Origin of the sequence: Modestobacter sp. VKM Ac-2984 (assembly GCF_026967985.1) — a bacterium.
Lineage (GTDB): Bacteria > Actinomycetota > Actinomycetes > Mycobacteriales > Geodermatophilaceae > Modestobacter.
The window spans coordinates 155,610-171,406 of record NZ_JAPVBJ010000001.1; the positions used below are offsets into that span (position 1 = coordinate 155,610).

At 73.7% G+C, this 15,797-nt stretch carries 17 protein-coding genes and 4 tRNA genes; 6 read left to right on the plus strand and 15 right to left on the minus strand.

From position 1 onward, the window contains the following. Nucleotides 1-7: 7 nt before the first annotated feature. The 12 genes from O2W16_RS00785 to O2W16_RS00840 form a co-directional block, all read right to left on the minus strand. Complete coding sequence (locus tag O2W16_RS00785) at nt 8-1,234, minus strand: glycosyltransferase family 4 protein (RefSeq protein WP_269156894.1); 1,227 nt, start codon at nt 1,232-1,234, stop codon at nt 8-10. Continuing rightward, a complete protein-coding gene (locus O2W16_RS00790) occupies nt 1,234-2,196 on the minus strand; it encodes a phosphatidylinositol mannoside acyltransferase (protein ID WP_269156895.1) in 963 nt (320 codons plus the stop codon). Before O2W16_RS00790 ends, O2W16_RS00785 begins: the two co-directional genes overlap by 1 nt. Next, the gene (pgsA, locus tag O2W16_RS00795; protein ID WP_269156896.1) at nt 2,193-2,846 is read right to left on the minus strand and encodes a phosphatidylinositol phosphate synthase; all 654 of its coding nucleotides are present in this window, start codon (nt 2,844-2,846) and stop codon (nt 2,193-2,195) included. The genes O2W16_RS00790 and pgsA overlap by 4 nt, the downstream gene beginning before the upstream one ends. Further along, on the minus strand, nt 2,847-3,473 hold the full coding sequence (locus tag O2W16_RS00800; RefSeq protein WP_269156897.1) for an HIT family protein: 627 nt from the start codon (nt 3,471-3,473) through the stop codon (nt 2,847-2,849). It lies immediately after the preceding gene. Continuing rightward, nucleotides 3,470-5,533: a threonine--tRNA ligase gene (thrS, locus tag O2W16_RS00805; protein WP_269156898.1), complete on the minus strand. Its 2,064-nt coding sequence runs from the start codon at nt 5,531-5,533 to the stop codon at nt 3,470-3,472. Before thrS ends, O2W16_RS00800 begins: the two co-directional genes overlap by 4 nt. 82 nt (nt 5,534-5,615) lie before the next feature. Further along, nucleotides 5,616-6,764: a CapA family protein gene (locus tag O2W16_RS00810; RefSeq protein WP_269156899.1), complete on the minus strand. Its 1,149-nt coding sequence runs from the start codon at nt 6,762-6,764 to the stop codon at nt 5,616-5,618. Nucleotides 6,765-6,810: 46 nt separating this feature from the next. Further along, on the minus strand, nt 6,811-7,368 hold the full coding sequence (locus O2W16_RS00815) for an MOSC N-terminal beta barrel domain-containing protein (protein ID WP_269156900.1): 558 nt from the start codon (nt 7,366-7,368) through the stop codon (nt 6,811-6,813). 10 nt (nt 7,369-7,378) lie between these two features. Beyond that, nucleotides 7,379-7,786, minus strand: coding sequence for an HNH endonuclease (locus O2W16_RS00820; RefSeq protein WP_269156901.1), 408 nt, complete (start codon nt 7,784-7,786; stop codon nt 7,379-7,381). Nucleotides 7,787-7,893: 107 nt separating this feature from the next. Continuing rightward, nucleotides 7,894-7,965, minus strand: a tRNA-Val gene (locus O2W16_RS00825). Nucleotides 7,966-7,992: 27 nt separating this feature from the next. Then, nucleotides 7,993-8,484: a TIGR02611 family protein gene (locus O2W16_RS00830; protein WP_269156902.1), complete on the minus strand. Its 492-nt coding sequence runs from the start codon at nt 8,482-8,484 to the stop codon at nt 7,993-7,995. A gap of 14 nt (nt 8,485-8,498) precedes the next feature. Further along, nucleotides 8,499-9,401, minus strand: coding sequence for an anti-sigma factor (locus O2W16_RS00835; RefSeq protein WP_269156903.1), 903 nt, complete (start codon nt 9,399-9,401; stop codon nt 8,499-8,501). Further along, nucleotides 9,398-10,024 carry a sigma-70 family RNA polymerase sigma factor gene (locus O2W16_RS00840; RefSeq protein ID WP_269156904.1) on the minus strand — a complete coding sequence of 209 codons (627 nt, stop codon included), beginning with the start codon at nt 10,022-10,024 and terminating at the stop codon, nt 9,398-9,400. The genes O2W16_RS00835 and O2W16_RS00840 overlap by 4 nt, the downstream gene beginning before the upstream one ends. Before the next feature lie 174 nt (nt 10,025-10,198). Here O2W16_RS00840 and O2W16_RS00845 point away from each other — a divergent pair, with 174 nt between their 5' ends. From O2W16_RS00845 to O2W16_RS00860, 4 genes are all read left to right on the plus strand, one after another. Continuing rightward, nucleotides 10,199-10,714 (plus strand): SsgA family sporulation/cell division regulator, encoded by a 516-nt coding sequence (locus O2W16_RS00845; protein WP_269156905.1) that lies wholly within the window; start codon nt 10,199-10,201, stop codon nt 10,712-10,714. Nucleotides 10,715-10,833: 119 nt separating this feature from the next. After that, a tRNA-Gly gene (locus O2W16_RS00850) sits at nt 10,834-10,905 on the plus strand. A 42-nt stretch (nt 10,906-10,947) separates the two neighbouring features. Continuing rightward, a tRNA-Cys gene (locus O2W16_RS00855) sits at nt 10,948-11,018 on the plus strand. 53 nt (nt 11,019-11,071) lie between these two features. Continuing rightward, nucleotides 11,072-11,146, plus strand: a tRNA-Val gene (locus tag O2W16_RS00860). 93 nt (nt 11,147-11,239) lie between these two features. On the opposite strand, the gene O2W16_RS00865 is transcribed toward O2W16_RS00860, so the two are convergent. Both O2W16_RS00865 and coaE read right to left on the minus strand, forming a co-directional pair. Beyond that, a complete protein-coding gene (locus O2W16_RS00865) occupies nt 11,240-11,755 on the minus strand; it encodes a VOC family protein (protein ID WP_269156906.1) in 516 nt (171 codons plus the stop codon). Between the two features lie 83 nt (nt 11,756-11,838). Continuing rightward, a complete protein-coding gene (gene coaE, locus O2W16_RS00870) occupies nt 11,839-12,435 on the minus strand; it encodes a dephospho-CoA kinase (RefSeq protein WP_269156907.1) in 597 nt (198 codons plus the stop codon). Nucleotides 12,436-12,671: 236 nt separating this feature from the next. Here coaE and O2W16_RS00875 point away from each other — a divergent pair, with 236 nt between their 5' ends. Continuing rightward, on the plus strand, nt 12,672-12,845 hold the full coding sequence (locus O2W16_RS00875; protein WP_269156908.1) for a hypothetical protein: 174 nt from the start codon (nt 12,672-12,674) through the stop codon (nt 12,843-12,845). A 314-nt stretch (nt 12,846-13,159) separates the two neighbouring features. On the opposite strand, the gene rpsA is transcribed toward O2W16_RS00875, so the two are convergent. Further along, entirely contained in the window at nt 13,160-14,626 is a 1,467-nt protein-coding gene (gene rpsA / locus O2W16_RS00880) for a 30S ribosomal protein S1 (protein ID WP_269156909.1), read from the minus strand. A gap of 230 nt (nt 14,627-14,856) precedes the next feature. Between rpsA and O2W16_RS00885 the strand changes: the two genes are divergently transcribed. Beyond that, nucleotides 14,857-15,717, plus strand: coding sequence for a class I SAM-dependent methyltransferase (locus O2W16_RS00885; protein ID WP_269156910.1), 861 nt, complete (start codon nt 14,857-14,859; stop codon nt 15,715-15,717). The last annotated feature ends 80 nt before the right edge of the window (nt 15,718-15,797 follow it).

A 15,797-nucleotide genomic window follows, 5' to 3' on the forward strand; every position in this document is an offset into this window, starting at 1 on the left:
TACCAGGCTAGCGGTGCACCCGCCTGCGGAAGGGCCCTGACGCCGCGGGTCCGCCGATCGCGTCGGGGAGGTCACCCAGGAGGGCGGCGTCGGCCGCGGTGGAGGCGGTCACCCCGGTGCCGCCCGGCGGGGCGACCGTCTCGTAGACGGCGAGGATCCGCTGGGCGACCACGGCCCAGTCGTAGTCGGCGACGGCCCGCCGGCCGGCCGCCTGCAGCTCCGCCCGCCGGGCGGGGTCGGCCAGCAGGCCGCCGAGCGCTGCGGCCAGCGCGGCCGCGTCCCCGCGCCGGACCAGCACCCCGGCGGCGCCGTCCGCCAGGACCCGGGCGAAGGCGTCGAGGTCGCTGGCGACCACCGGCGCGCCGGCGCCCATCGCCTCCAGCAGGATCACCCCGAAGGACTCCCCCAGCAGGTTCGGGGCGCAGTAGACGTCGATCGACCGGAGGAAGGCCGCCTTCGCCGGTTCGTCCAGCTCCCCGAGGACCGTGACGTGCGGGCGCAGGTCGTCGGTCAGCAGCTCGTCCAGCTCGTCGGGGTCGCCGCGGCCGGCGATGAGCAGCCGGGCCCGCGGGTGTCCGGCGACCACGGTCCGCATCGCCTCCAGGAGCACCGGAAGGCCCTTGCGCGGCTCGTCGTAGCGGCCGAGGAAGCCGATCGTCGGGGCGTCGGTGCCCCGCCGGTAGCCGGCCAGCGTCGGCCCCTCGGCGAAGGCCGCGACGTGCACCCCGTTCGGGATGACCACCGCATCGCCACCCAGGTGCTCGACCTGCACGCGGCGGGCGAAGTCGGAGACGGCGATCCGGCCGGACACCTTCTCCAGCCACGGGCGTGCCCACGGCCCGAGCGCCGCGAGCACCTTGGACCGGGTGGTCGCCGCGTGGAAGGTGGCCACGATCGGGCCCTCGGCGATGATGCAGACCAGCAGCGACAGCGACACCGACGCCGGCTCGTGCACGTGGACGACGTCGAAGTGCCCGTCCCGCAGCCAGCGGCGCGCCCGGGCGGCGGAGACCAGGCCGAAGGAGATGCTGGCCATCGAGCCGTTGTAGGGCACCGGCACCGCGCGACCGGCCCACGTCACGTGCTCGGCGGGCAGCGACTCCTCGTGCAGTGCCGGGGTCAGGACCTCCACGTGGTGTCCGAGCCCGCGCAGCGTCTCGGCGAGGTCGCGCACGTGGTACTGCACGCCACCGGGGACGTCCCACTGGTAGGGGCAGACCAGCCCGATCCGCATCACCCCACCTCCGCCGCCGGCGTGGACACGGCCGAGGGCGCCGGGAGACGACCCTCGGGGCCGACCTCGGGCCAGACCCGGCCGAGCACGTGCCAGTCCTCGGGACGCTCGGCGATCGTCGTGGCGAAGGCGTCGGCGACCTGCTGGGTGGCGCTGGTCACCCGGTCCCGCAGCCGGCCCGGCCCGTCGAGCGGCACCGGGGGGTGGACGACGAACTGCCACCCCGCCCCGTCGAACTGGCAGACGGCGGGCAGCAGGGTGGCCCCGGTCTGGGCCGCGACCAGGGCCGGGCCGCCGGGCATCGTCGTCCGGCGGCCGAAGAAGGTGACCGGCACACCACTGCCGGACAGGTCGCGGTCCATCAGCAGGCAGGCGGTCCCGCCGTCGGCCAGCCACTCGCGCAGCACCGCCGAGCTGGGCCGCTCGCCGCCGGTGAGCGGCACGACCCGCATGCCCAGCCGTTCCCGGAAGGCGACGAACCGGCGGTACAGCGACTCCGGCCGCAGCCGCTCGGCGACGGTCAGGAAGGGCCCGCCGAGCCAGGCGATCAGCCACACCCCGGCGGCGTCCCAGTTCCCGCTGTGCGGCAGGGCGAGGACGATGCCGCGGCCCTGGGCACGCGCGGCCTCCAGGTGCTCCCGGCCGCGCAGCTCCGAGCCGGCGAGGATGCGCTCGCTGGACAGCGTGGGCAGCCGGAAGGCCTCCTGCCAGTAGCGGGCGTAGGACTGCATCGCCTGCCGGGTGAGGTCGTCCAGCGCGGCGTCGTCCAGGCCGCCGCCGGTGACGACGTCCAGGTTGGCCCGCAACTGCCGGGCACCCCGACCGCCGCGGCGCACGGCGAGCGCGCCGCCCGCTGCGAAGCCGGCTCGGGCCACCGGCTCGGGCAGCAGCCGGACGGCCCGCCAGCCGGCTGCGTACCCGGCGTCGGTGAGCCGGGCGAGCAGGTCGACGCGGCGGCTCACGGGGCGGGGCGCTCGGACGGCTGGTCGGGGGGCGACGTCGGCAGTCGACGTCCGTGGGCTTCCCGGCGGACTGCGGCGAACCGCTGCGCGACCGTCACGGCACTGCCCACGAGCAGCACCCACAGCGCGACGTGGACCGCGTACGGGATGCCCAGGCCGGTGAACCCGGTGCCGACCAGCACCAGGATCAGCCGTTCGGTGCGCTCGACGATCCCCACGTCGGCCGACAGCCCGACCCCCTCGGCGCGGGCCTTGATGTAGGAGGTGAGCACCCCGAGCACCAGGCACAGCAGCGCGAGCAGCACCAGCAGCCGGTTGTCGCCGACACCGGAGAACCACCAGACCAGCCCGCCGAAGATGGCGGCGTCGGCGGCCCGGTCACCGGCGGAGTCCAGCACCGCACCGAAGACCGAACCGCCCCCACGGGCCCGGGCGAGGGCGCCGTCGAGCATGTCCAGCAGCACGAAGACGGTCACGGCCAGGGCGCCCCAGAACAGCTGCCCGTTCCCGATCAGGAAGACCGCGGAGACGACCGCCCCGAGGGTGCCGGTGAGGGTCACCGCGTCCGCGGTGACGCCGGCCCGGACCAGGCCGCGCACCACGGGCGCCCAGAAGCGGCCGACGGCCGGCCGGAGGTTGACGCCGAGCACTCAGGCCACCGTCGGGTGCGGGGCGGGGCCGGCCCCCTGGCCGGCAGCTGGCCAGGCGCCGGCCAGCAGGGCCCGGGTCTCGGCCAGCACCTGCGGCAGCACCCGGGTCAGCCCGACCACCGGCATGAAGTTGGTGTCCCCGCCCCAGCGCGGCACCGCGTGCTGGTGCAGGTGGTCGGCGATGCCGGCGCCGGCGACCGAGCCCTGGTTCATCCCGATGTTGAACCCGTGCGCGCCGCTGACCGACCGCACCACGCGCATCGCCGTCTGGGTGAAGGCGCCGAGCTCGGCCACCTCGGTGATGGTCAGGTCGGTGTAGTCGGGCACGTGCCGGTACGGCACGACCATCAGGTGGCCGGCGTTGTACGGGTAGAGGTTGAGCACGGCGAACACCGTCTCGCCCCGGGCCACGATCAGCCCGTCCTCGTCCGACATCGCCGGGATCAGGCAGAACGGGCAGTCGTGGTCGCCGGTCGGCTTGTTCTCCCCGCGGATGTAGGCCATCCGGTAGGGCGTCCACAGGTGCTCGAAGCCCGAGGTCGGCCCGTCGTCGTCGTTGCGCAGCGGCACCCGGTAGGCGACCGGCTCCTCGCCCATGCCCGTCCCAGTGCCCGCGCCCCCGGTCATCCGGCCACCATCGGGGTCTCCGCGGTCGGGTCGCTGTTGTGCCGACCCTCGACCCAGGCGGCCACCTGGGCCACCGCCTCGGCCACCGGGACGCCGTTGCGCTGCGAGCCGTCGCGGTAGCGGAAGGAGACCGCCCCCGCCTCGGCGTCGGTGGCCCCGGCGATCAGCACGAAGGGCACCTTCTGCTTGCTGGCGGTGCGGATCTTCTTCTGCATCCGGTCGTCGGAGTCGTCGACCTCCACCCGGATGCCGCGCTGGCGCAGCTGCAGGGCGACGTCGGTCAGGTACGGCACCTGCTCGTCGGTGATCGGGATGCCGACCACCTGGACCGGGGCGAGCCAGGCCGGGAAGGCGCCGGCGTAGTGCTCGGTCAGCACGCCGAAGAACCGCTCGATGGAGCCGAACTTCGCCGAGTGGATCATGACCGGCTGCTGCCGGGTGCCGTCGGCGGCGCTGAACTCCAGGCCGAAGCGGGCCGGCTGGTTGAAGTCGTACTGGATGGTGGACATCTGCCAGGTGCGGCCGATGGCGTCGCGGGCCTGGACGGAGATCTTCGGGCCGTAGTAGGCCGCACCACCGGGGTCCGGGACGAGCTCCAGGCCGGTCTCCCGGGCCGCCTCCTCCAGCACCGCGGTGGCGGTGGCCCACTCCTCGTCGGAGCCGATGAACTTCGGGCCGTCGTCCCGGGTGGACAGCTCCAGGTAGTAGTCGTCCAGGCCGAAGTCGCGCAGCAGGCCGAGGACGAAGGCCAGCAGGTGCCGGACCTCCCCGGGCGCCTGCTGCGGGGTGACGTAGCTGTGCGAGTCGTCCTGGGTCAGCCCGCGGACGCGGGTCAGGCCGTGCACGACGCCGGACTTCTCGTACCGGTACACCGAGCCGAACTCGAAGAACCGCAGCGGCAGCTCGCGGTAGGACCGCCCGCGCGACCGGAAGATCAGGTTGTGCATCGGGCAGTTCATCGCCTTGAGGAAGTACTCGCTGTTCTCCAGCTCCATGGCCGGGAACATCGTCTCCTCGTAGTACGGCAGGTGCCCGGAGGTCTCGAAGAGCCCGCGCTTGCTGATGTGCGGGGTGCCGACGTAGTCGAACCCCTCCTCCAGGTGCCGGCGGCGGACGTAGTCCTCCATCTCCCGCTTCACCACCCCGCCCTTGGGGTGGAAGACGGCGAGGCCCGAGCCGATCTCGTCGGGGAAGCTGAACAGGTCGAGCTCGACGCCGAGCTTGCGGTGGTCGCGGCGCTCGGCCTCGGCGACCTGCTCCAGGTACGCCTTGTGCGCGTCCTTGCTCTCCCAGGCGGTGCCGTAGACCCGCTGCAGCTGCGGGTTCTTCTCGCTCCCCCGCCAGTAGGCGGCGGCGCTGCGGGTGAGGGAGAACGCCGGGATGGTGCTGGTCCGCGGCAGGTGCGGACCACGGCACAGGTCGGTCCACAGCCGGTCGCCGGTGCGCGGGTCGAGGTTGTCGTACATGGTCAGCTGAGCGCCGCCCACCTCGACGTCGGCGCCCTCGGCGACCTCCTCGCCGGCCCCGTCCTGGCCGGCCCCGTCCTGGCCGGCACCGCCCTTGAGCCCGATCAGCTCCAGCTTGTACGGCTCGTGCGCCAGCTCGGCCCGCGCCTCGTCGTCACCGATCTCCCGGCGGCTGAAGTTCTGCCCCTGCTTCACGATCGCCTGCATGCGCTTCTCCAGCGCCTGCAGGTCCTCCGGGGTGAACGGCCGCTCGGGGTCGAAGTCGTAGTAGAAGCCGTTCTCCACCGGCGGGCCGATGCCCAGCCGGGTGCCCGGGAAGAGGTCCTGCACGGCCTGGGCCAGCACGTGCGCGGTGGAGTGCCGGATGACCGCGCGACCGTCGGGGCTGGCGGCGGGAACCGGCTCGACCTCCGCGTCGGCTTCCGGGGCCCAGCCGAGGTCCTTGAGGTCGCCGGCGACCACGTCCCGGACGACGACCGCGCCGTCCGGGCCCTTCAGCGGCACCCCGGCGTCCTTGAGCGCTTGGAGGGCCGTCGTCCCGGCCGGCACCCGGATCGCGGCAGTGGCGGCGGTGGGCGGAGGCGGGCTGGACACGAGAGCTCCCGGAGGTCAGGCGACGGGCCCGACCGGTCGGCCGGGCGCAGTCGAGACTAGTGCGCCGGGACGACGGTCCCGGTCAGCCGGGGACGATCGCCAGCCCGGCGGCGACCGCGCCCCGCGCGTCGAGCACCGCACCGATCCGCGCGGCGCTCTCCGGGTCGGCGGGCACCAGGCGGACGGCGGCACCGCCGGCGTCGGCAGCCCCGACCTCGATCCGCACCGGCACCGCCTCGGCCTGCGACACGGTGAACCGGCCGTCCTCGCCCCGGGTGAAGGTGAACCGGGCGATCACCGAGTCCTCGGTGTCGTACCCACGGGTGCTGTGCTCGGCGAGGTGGTTGCCCAGGCCGTAGGCCACCCACTCGCCGCCGATCTGCTCGAACGGCTGGACGACGTGCGCGTGGTGCCCGAGCACCAGGTCGACGTCCGGTGAGGCGAGCAGCGTGCGCACCGCCTCCTCCTGCGCCGCCGTCGGCGCGTGGTCGTACTCGGCGCAGCAGTGCACGCTGGCCACCACCACCTCCGCGCCCGCCGCCCGGGCAGCGGCCGCATCGGCCAGCACCTCGCTGACGTCGGGCACCGCGAAGGTGTCCACCGCCCAGGGCGCGTCGGCCGGCAGCGGGACCCCGTTGAGCGAGAAGGTCGTGGCCACGTGCCCGACCTGGACTCCCCCGACGTCGACGACCACGGGCTGCTCGCTCTCCGCCGAGCTGCGGTGGGTGCCGGTGTGCGCGATGCCCGCCGCATCGAGGGCGTCCAGGGTGCGCACCAGCCCGTCGAAGCCGTCGTCCAGGGAGTGGTTGGAGGCGGTCGAGCACAGGTCGTACCCGGCGTCGGCGAGGGCGTCGACGATCTCGGGCTGGACGGCGAAGGACGGGTACCCCGAGTACGGCCCGCCGACCGGTGCGACCGGCGTCTCCAGGTGGCAGATCGCCAGGTCGGCGGCCTGCAGGACCGGCGCCACCCCGGCGAAGACGGCGGAGAAGTCCCAGCTGCCGTCGGGCTGCTGGGCGCCGGAGGTCAGCGCGCGACCCTGGTGCACCAGGACGTCCCCGGTCGCGACGAGGGTGAACGAGTCCGGCGCCGGCGGGGGCGCTGCCGACGACGGAGCGGCCGACGGGGCCGACGACGACGGGGCCGGCGCCTCCGCGACCGGGGACTCCACGTCAGCGCCACAGCCGGCCAGCAGCGCCACGCACAGGGCCACCGCAGCTCTCCTGGTCACGGTCTGGAGGGTAGCGACCGCGGAGCCCGGGACGGGTCTGCCCACGTCAGTCGAGCAGCTGGACCTCGTCCCCCTCGGCGACCAGGCCCGGGGTGCGGACCTCGGCGTAGACGCCGAGGCAGTGCTTGGGCGTGCGGACCACGTCGAGCTCCGCGGTGCCGATCCGCAGCCGCCGGCCGACCCAGGACCGCTCGTCCTGCCCGTCGGGCAGGTGCAGCAGCAGGTTGGCGCGCGGGTCGTCGGCCGAGCAGCCCTCGGGCACGTCGCCCTCCGCGGCCCGCGCGACGGCCTCGCGGGACACCAGGTGGACGGCGGCGGCGTCGACCTGTGGGCCTCCCGCAGCAGCAGCCAGCCGGACCGGTCGCCCCAGCACCTCGGTGAGGGTGAGGGTGTCGGCCTCGCTGTCGCCGGTGGGCACGACCTCGCTCAACCGGGGGGTGGTCTTCACGGTGACCCGCTCGCCGGTGTCGACCTCGACCACCGACCACGCCCGGTCCCCGTGCAGGCCGGCGTCCTCGACCTCCACGGCCGGGACCACCCGCCCGGCCAGGGACTTCACCGGGTACACCGAGATCTGGCCGACCTTGCCCACCGCATCGCTCACCTCGCCGACGCTACGCGGGGCGCGACCGGGCGGCCTGCCCGGCCGACGGGCTCCCCCGGCGCCGCAGTCGCCGCAGCTGCGCCTCCACGTGCGGACGGGCCCGACGCTGCCCCCCACGCTCGGCGATGGCCTCGTCCAGTGCGACGAGCACCCGGGTCAGCCGGAGCTCGTCGGGGTGCCAGCCGCGGCGCTCGCACTCCTCCAGCCACGGGACCGGCGCGGTGTGCCCGCGCTCGGAGTTGCAGCGGCGGCAGGCGGCCACCTCGTTCTCCAGCCAGGACGGCCCGCCCTTGACCCGTGGCACCACGTGCTCGGTGGTCGGGACCACCTGCCCGCCGAACGTCCGGCCGCACCACACGCAGGTGGGTCCGTCGCGCTGCACGGCGACCCGTAGTCGGGCAGCCCGGTCCAGTGCCATCGCGTCCATGGTGCGCCCGTTGGGGACGGGCGCGCCGGTCCAGGGACCCCCGGGACGACGAAGGGCCAGGCTCCCCGTCTCCGGGTTCACCTGGCCCTTGCATCCGGTGGGCGATACTGGGATCGAACCAGTGACCTCTTCGGTGTGAACGAAGCGCTCTACCGCTGAGCCAATCGCCCGGGTGCGTCGAACATCTTGCCAGACGCTCAACGCCAGAGTGGCACCCACCCCGGCACCCAGTCCGGGACGCCGGTCATGTGCAGGGTCACGATCAGCACGGCCACCACGAACGCCGCGGTCAGGGCGGCGATGGCCAGGCGGACGACCAACTGCTGGCGGTTCAGCCAGTCCGACCACCGGGCGACGTGCATCCGGGTGAACTCCAGCACCCGTTCGGCCCAGGTGAACTCGGTGGCGAGCAGGAACAGCCCGGCGATCACGGTCAGCCACCCGGGCCCCGGGAGCGGGATGGTGACGATGCCGAAGGTCACGACCAGGCCGCCCACCAGCCCGACCGCGCCCCGGTAGGGGGTGTCCATGCTGCGGCGGGCGGCGATCCACCGGCGCCAGCTCGCCTCGGCGACCCGCTCCCGCAGGCTGTGCACCTCGTCGGCGTCGTAGCGGGCACGGCGCTGCTCGGCGGTCTCGGGCAGGTCCGGGTCCGCCGGACCCGGCACGTGCTCACCCGGGGCTGCCATCGTGTCCTGTCCGTTCAGCTGGTCACCTGCCCGGTCGCGACGATGTCCGTCGGTTCCGACGGAGCCTGTCGACCGGGCTCGATGCTGACGCCGTAGGCGGGGTACTCGTCGAGTCCGGTCGCCGCTGAGCCTACGGTTCGCAGGTCGATCTCTGAAGTGACCACGTCGAACGTGCCGATGGCCACCGGGGGACCATCGGGCAACCCCCAGACGACGTAGGTGCTCTCGCTGGGGTCGTTGACCGGCAGTCCGTCGGCCAGCACCTGCAGCTGACCGTCCCGGGCGACGACCGTGGCGAGCTCCGGTCCGTCCTCGTCCCCGGCGAGCGGGGCGATGGTGGCCTGCCCCGGCTCCAGGAGCGCGTCCAGCACCTGTGCCCGCTCGGCCGCTGCGGCCACGGCCTCGTCGCGGGCACTGGTGAGCGCGACGTTCCAGGCGCCCAGCGCCAGCACCGCAGCCACCCCGGCGGCGACCAGCGCGGTCGGCAGCACCCGCTTCCAGGCCGGGCGCGGGTCGGCGAACCGGGTGGGCAGGGGCAGCTGCAGGTCCCGGGCGGAGGTGCTGCCCGTGCCGGCGCCGGAGGGGGCCGACCGGGCAGCGGGACGGGCCGCCGCAGCCGGGGACTGCTCACGCCGACGCGCGGGGCGGGTGTTCTGCGGCAGCTGCTCGGTCTCCTCGACCGCGGCGCGCAGCCGGTCGCGCAGGGTGTCCGACGGCTCCGCCTGGGGCAGGTCGCTGGACATCGCCGTCATGACCTCGGCGGTCTCGGCGACCGTGTCCGCGCAGCGGTCGCAGTCGGCGAGGTGGGCGGCGAAGACGTCCTCGTCCTCGGGCTCGAGGGCGTGCAGCGCCCAGCCGACGGCGAGCTCCTCCCAGCGCCGGTGCTCGTCGTCCCGGCCGTTCGTCGGTGCGGTCATCGGGAGGTCCCGTCGGCCGGCGTGATCCCGGGCAACCCCGTGCCGAGCGTCTCCTTGAGCCGGCGCATGCCGGCCAGCATCCGGGTCTTGACCGTCCCCAGCGGGGTGCCGGTCAGGGCGGCCACCTCCCGCTGGGTGTACCCGCCGTAGTAGGCCAACGTCAGCGCCTCCCGTTGCGGATCGGGCAGGGAGCGCAGCGCCGTCCGCACGCGACCGGCCTCCACCCGCTCCCAGGCCTCGTCCTCGACGTCGTGTGTCTCGGTCGGTGCCGCGAGGGCCATGTCCTCCTCGGCCCGTGCCGTGCGGCGGCGATGCGACTCCTCACGTCGGACGGCGTCCACCGCCTTGTGGTGGACCATCGTCAGCACCCAGGAGGCGACGCTGCCCCGGCTGCCGTCGAAGGCGCCGGGGTTGCGCCAGATGCCCAGGAAGACGTCCTGGAGCACGTCCTCGGCCAGCACCTCGTCGGCCAGCACCCGGCGGGCGAGGGCGAAGGCCGGGCGCCGGAAGCGCAGGTAGAGGTCGTCGACCGCCGTGCGGTCACCAGCCGCCATCCGGCGGACCAGTTCGAGGTCGGCTGCGCCGTCCTCGGGACTGCGCACTGGTCGGCTCACGAGGCCCATGGTCACACGCGGCGTTCGGCGCGTCGGCGCTGATCGGTTCACCACCTCGTGCGACGGGCTGGGCGCCGGCGACGGGCCGTGTCGGGTGTCGCCTCCTGGGGCGCATGTGACGGGTGTGGCGCGACACGCCGAGACCATGCGTGACCAAGGGCCGTTCTGGGTCGTTAAGGAGGCATGCCTCGCCACTCGATGTCCGGCTGCACCGCTCGGACGACGTTCCACCTCATCGGCCCCCAGTCCTGGACGGCCGTCCCGGCCGCCCTCGTCTACGACTCCACCGACCCGTTCGCCGTGCGCGTCCGCTTCGGCGACGACAGCGGTGAGGTGGTCGACGTCCACGACGACGAGGCGGCGGCCCAGGCGCCCGGCCTCGACGACGCAGACCCGGACGACGAGGGCAGCGTCGAGTGGCTGCTCAGCCGTGACCTGCTGCGGGCCGGCCTGATCGGACCGGTCGGCGAGGGCGACGTCCGGCTGTGGCCGGCCCGCAACGGGTTGGACGTGCTCTTCCTCCAGCTGCGCGCTCCGTCGGGCGAGGCGCTGTTCGAGGTGTCCGGCGCCGCGGTCGGCCAGTTCCTGCGCGAGACGGACGCCCTCGTGCCGGTCGGCGCGGAGAGCGAGCTCCTGCAGGTCGACGAGGAGCTCACCGCGCTGCTGCGCGGCGGCACCGACAACCCCACGTCGCACTGACCTCCACGCGCCGCTGACCAGCGAAGATCCCCGTCCCGACACTCCTCGGACCCCCCCGGTTTGGAGGCCCGAATCGGGTCGGTTAGAGTTCTCCCCGTAACGCGGACTTGATCCGCAACGCGGACGTGGCTCAGTGGTAGAGCATCACCTTGCCAAGGTGAGGGTCGCGGGTTCGAATCCCGTCGTCCGCTCGGAACCCCGGGCGTTGGTCTCTGGATCGGCGCCCGGTGTGCGGTGGAGTGGCCGAGAGGCGAGGCAACGGCCTGCAAAGCCGTCTACACGGGTTCAAATCCCGTCTCCACCTCGTCTCCTCCACGGAGCACGGGTGTGGAGGCAGGCCGGTCGGCAGACCGGTACGGGCGATTGGCGCAGCGGTAGCGCGCTTCCCTGACACGGAAGAGGTCACTGGTTCGATCCCAGTATCGCCCACCAGCTCCAGCAGGCCCCAGGTCCACGGACCTGGGGCCTGTCGTCGTCTCGACCACAGCTCTGCGGGTGGTCCGGGCCTGCTGTGACGATCCCCACTCAGCCGACCGGCACACCGTCCGCGGCAGCGCCCGGCACACCGTCCGCGGCAGCGCGGAGCGCCGCCACGTCCAGCTTCCGCATGCCGAGCATCGCCTGCACGGCACGCTGCGCCCGCGCCGGGTCGGGGTCGGCGAAGACCTCGGCCATGCCGGCCGGGACCACCTGCCAGGACAGTCCGTACCGGTCCTTGAGCCACCCGCACTGGCCCTCCTCTCCCCCGTCGCCGACGAGCCGGTCCCAGTACCGGTCGACCTCGGCCTGGTCGGCGCAGTCGATCTGGAACGAGACGGCCTCGGTGAAGGGGAACTGGGGACCACCGTTGATCCCGACGAGCCGCTGGCCGGCCAGCTCGAACTCCACGGTCATCACCGACCCGGCCGGGCCGGGCGCCCCCTCCGGGTACCGGGTGACGTCGAGCACCCGCCCCGTGCCGAAGACGTCGATGTAGTACTGCGCCGCCTCCTCGGCCTGGGTGTCGAACCACAGGTTCGGGACGATCTTCTGCTGGGCCATCTCCACTCCGCTCCTCGACCGGCACCCCGCACCGGGGGGCCTGCAGGGAGGACTGCACCGGCCGCCGGAACTCATCGCCGCGGTCAGCGCGTCGCCGGCTCCACCCGCTCGGACCAGAACCGCTGCACCTGCTCCGCCAGCGCCTCCGGTCCACCGTCGTTGTGCAGCACGACGTCGGCGACCGCACGGCGCTCCTCGTCGGTGGCCTGGCTGGCGATCCGTGCCCGCGCGTCGGCGGCGGACAGGCCCCGGTCCACCAGCCGGGCCACCCGGGTCTCCGGATCGGTCTCCACGACCAGCACGAGGTCGAAGGAGCCCGCCTGGCCGGTCTCGACCAGCAGGGGCACGTCCTGCACCACGACCGACCCCGGCGGCGCGGCGGCGGCCAGCTCAGCGGCCCGGGCGCGGACCCGGGGGTGGACGATCGCGTCCAGCCGGGCCCGAGCGGCGGGATCGGCGAAGACGACCGCGGCGAGCGCGGCCCGGTCCAACGCGCCGTCCCCGGCCAGCACGTCGGGCCCGAACTCCTCGGCGATCGCCGCCAGACCCGGCGTGCCGGGCGCCACGACCTCCCGAGCCAGTCGATCGGCGTCCACGACGACCGCACCGCGTTCGGCCAGCAGAGCCGCCACGGTGCTCTTCCCCGAACCGATGCCCCCGGTCAACCCGATCCTCAACACGGGCCGACCTTAGGAGGGCGCACCCCACCCGCAGGTCTCGGGGAGGTCACGGCGACGGCACCCTCGGCGCGTCGCACCAGTCACACCAGTCACAGGACCTACCTTTCGTCCCGGTGGACTTCCCCCGCCACAGGAGAGAGGCAGAACCGACCATGTCCCGTTCCACGCTCGATGGCGCACTGTCGGCCGCTGGCACTCCCCGCCGTGGTCGGCACCGGCTCGACAACCCTGCCGGGGTGCGCTGCTCGGACCTGCCGGGCGTGCGCGAGCGCCTGCCGCAGAGCCGCCGGGGGACCGCGTTCCTCCGCGCCCTGATGCCCAGCGTCCGCTCCGGCCGGCACACCTGGGACTTCCTGGCCAACGCCGGCGGCCGTCCGCGGACCGCATTCGCCATCATCCTCAGCCTCTGACGCAGGGCTTCCTGCCAGCACCCCTCGCGAGCTCACGAGTGGGGCGCGGCTGGAGCGCAGGACCGCGGGCTGAGGCGCTCCGGCTGCCCGCCCGCCAACGGCTCACGGACGAGCCGGCACGCACCCACCGTCCGACAGCTCAGGGCTGAGCCTCGAACGGCCACGACCCCGTCGACCTCCATGGTCGACGGGGTCGTCGCGGTCCGGGCAACGCCTCTGGCGAGGTCGGGTCACCCTCCGGCACAGACGACCGTGCGCCGCCCACCCGGAGGTGGACGGCGCACGGTCAGGTGCTGCTCAGCCGAGCTGCTGGGTCACTCGCCGCCGGCGAGCTTGGCCCGCAGGGCCGCCAGTGCCTCGTCGGAGGCGAGGGTGCCACCGGTCGAGGGGGCGTCCGGCGTGTCCTCCGGCTCGCTGGAGTAGCTGCCGCCGGCCGCAGCCTCGGCGTCGGCCTCCTTGGCCGCCGCGATCTGCTTGCGGTGCGCCTCGAACCGGGCCTGCGCCTCGGCGTACTGCCGCTCCCACGTCTCGCGGGCCTCGTCGTAGCCCTCGAGCCACTCGCCGGTGGAGGCGTCGAAGCCCTCGGGGTAGACGTAGTTGCCCTGCTCGTCGTACTGCGCGGCCATGCCGTAGGCGGCCGGGTCGAACTGCTCCTCGTCGCCGACGACGCCCTCGTTGGCCTGCTTGAGCGACAGCGAGATGCGCCGACGGTCCAGGTCGATGTCGATGACCTTGACCAGGATCTCGTCGCCGACCTGCACGACCTGCTCCGGGATCTCCACGTGGCGCTCGGCCAGCTCGGAGATGTGCACCAGGCCCTCGATGCCCTCGTCGACGCGCACGAACGCACCGAAGGGGACCAGCTTGGTGACCTTGCCCGGCACGACCTGACCGATCTGGTGCGTGCGGGCGAACTGACGCCACGGGTCTTCCTGCGTCGCCTTCAGCGACAGCGAGACCCGCTCACGGTCCAGGTCGACGTCGAGGACCTCGACGGTGACCTCCTGGCCGACCTCGACGACCTCGGACGGGTGGTCGATGTGCTTCCAGGACAGCTCGGAGACGTGCACCAGGCCGTCGACGCCACCGAGGTCCACGAAGGCACCGAAGTTGACGATCGAGGAGACGACGCCCGTGCGGACCTGGCCCTTGGCGAGCTTGTTGAGGAACTCGCTGCGGACCTCGGACTGGGTCTGCTCCAGCCACTGACGACGGGAGAGGACGACGTTGTTGCGGTTCTTGTCGAGCTCGATGATCTTCGCCTCGAGCTCGCGGCCCACGTAGGGCTGCAGGTCGCGGACGCGACGCATCTCGACCAGCGAGGCGGGGAGGAAGCCGCGCAGGCCGATGTCGAGGATGAGACCGCCCTTGACGACCTCGATGACGGTGCCGGTGACGACCTCGTCGGCTTCCTTCTTGGCCTCGATCGTGCCCCAGGCGCGCTCGTACTGAGCCCGCTTCTTGGACAGGATGAGCCGGCCTTCCTTGTCCTCCTTCTGGAGGACGAGGGCTTCCACCTCGTCGCCGACCTTGACGACCTCGGTCGGGTCGACGTCGTGCTTGATGGACAGCTCACGCGAGGGGATGACGCCCTCGGTCTTGTAGCCGATGTCCAGCAGCACCTCGTCCCGGTCGACCTTGACGATGATGCCTTCGACGATGTCGCCGTCGTTGAAGTACTTGATCGTCTGGTCGATCGCGGCGAGGAAGTCCTCGGCGGTGCCGATGTCGTTCACCGCGATCTGGGGGGTGCTGTCGGGACGGACCTGAGTGGAGGTCATGTGGTCGAGTGCTCCGGACGGGGGATGCGTAGGGACAGGATCACCCGCGGCCGAGGACGACCGCGGGGAGGTTCACGGGAGACGGCGATGCCGACCCCCGCACAGGGAGGTCGACGCCACAGACCTCTGGCGTGATCCCCATCGTACGGACCCGGCGAGGGCCGGTCCACCAGGGGTGCGGCCCGGCCGGGACGGTCACCCACCCGGCGGCGTGTCACCATCGGCGCGTCATGGACAGCACCCCCGCGCGCCCCTCCTCCACCCCACTGCCGCTGGCCGAGGACGGGTACCCGGCGGCCGGTGGGGTGACCCGCCGTGCGGCCGGCCCGGCCGAGTCCGCCCGGGCCAACCGGGGCTGGTGGGACGCCGCCGCACCGGCCTACCTCGCCGAGCACGGCAGCGACCTCGGCGACGCCGACTTCCTCTGGTGCCCCGAGGGGCTGCGGGAGGCCGACGCGCACCTGCTGGGCGAGGTCGCTGGGCGGCGGGTGCTGGAGATCGGCTGCGGGTCGGCCCCCTGCGCCCGCTGGCTGCGGACGGCCGGCGCCTCCCCGGTGGGGTTCGACGTGTCCGGGGGCATGCTCGCCCGCGCGGCGGAGCTGAACCGGTCCACCGGCATCGACGTCCCGCTGCTGCAGGCCGACGCGGGGGCGCTGCCGCTGGCGGACGCGAGCGTGGACCTGGCCTGCTCGGCCTTCGGCGGCCTCCCCTTCGTCGCCGACGCGCGGGCCGTGCTCGCCGAGGTCGCCCGCGTGCTGCGCCCGGGCGGGCGGCTGGTCGCCTCGGTGAACCACCCGATGCGGTGGCCGATGCCCGACTCCCCCGACCCGGCGGACCTGCGCGTCGTCTCCTCCTACTTCGACCGTGCGCCGTACGTGGAGACCGACGGGGACGGGACGACGGTCTACGTCGAGCACCACCGCACGATCGGCGACTGGGTGCGGGCCGTCGTCGGCGCCGGGTTCGTGCTGCGCGACCTCCTCGAACCGGAGTGGACGCCCGGGAGGACCGAGACCTGGGGGCAGTGGTCCCCGGAGCGCGGTGCGCTGATGCCCGGGACGCTCATCCTGGTCTGCGACCTGCCCGGCTGATCCGCCGTCGACCTGCCGATCGGGGCGCGGACCTGCCAGGCTGTCCAGCGACACCGGCCCCGCCCGGTGACGCCGGAACG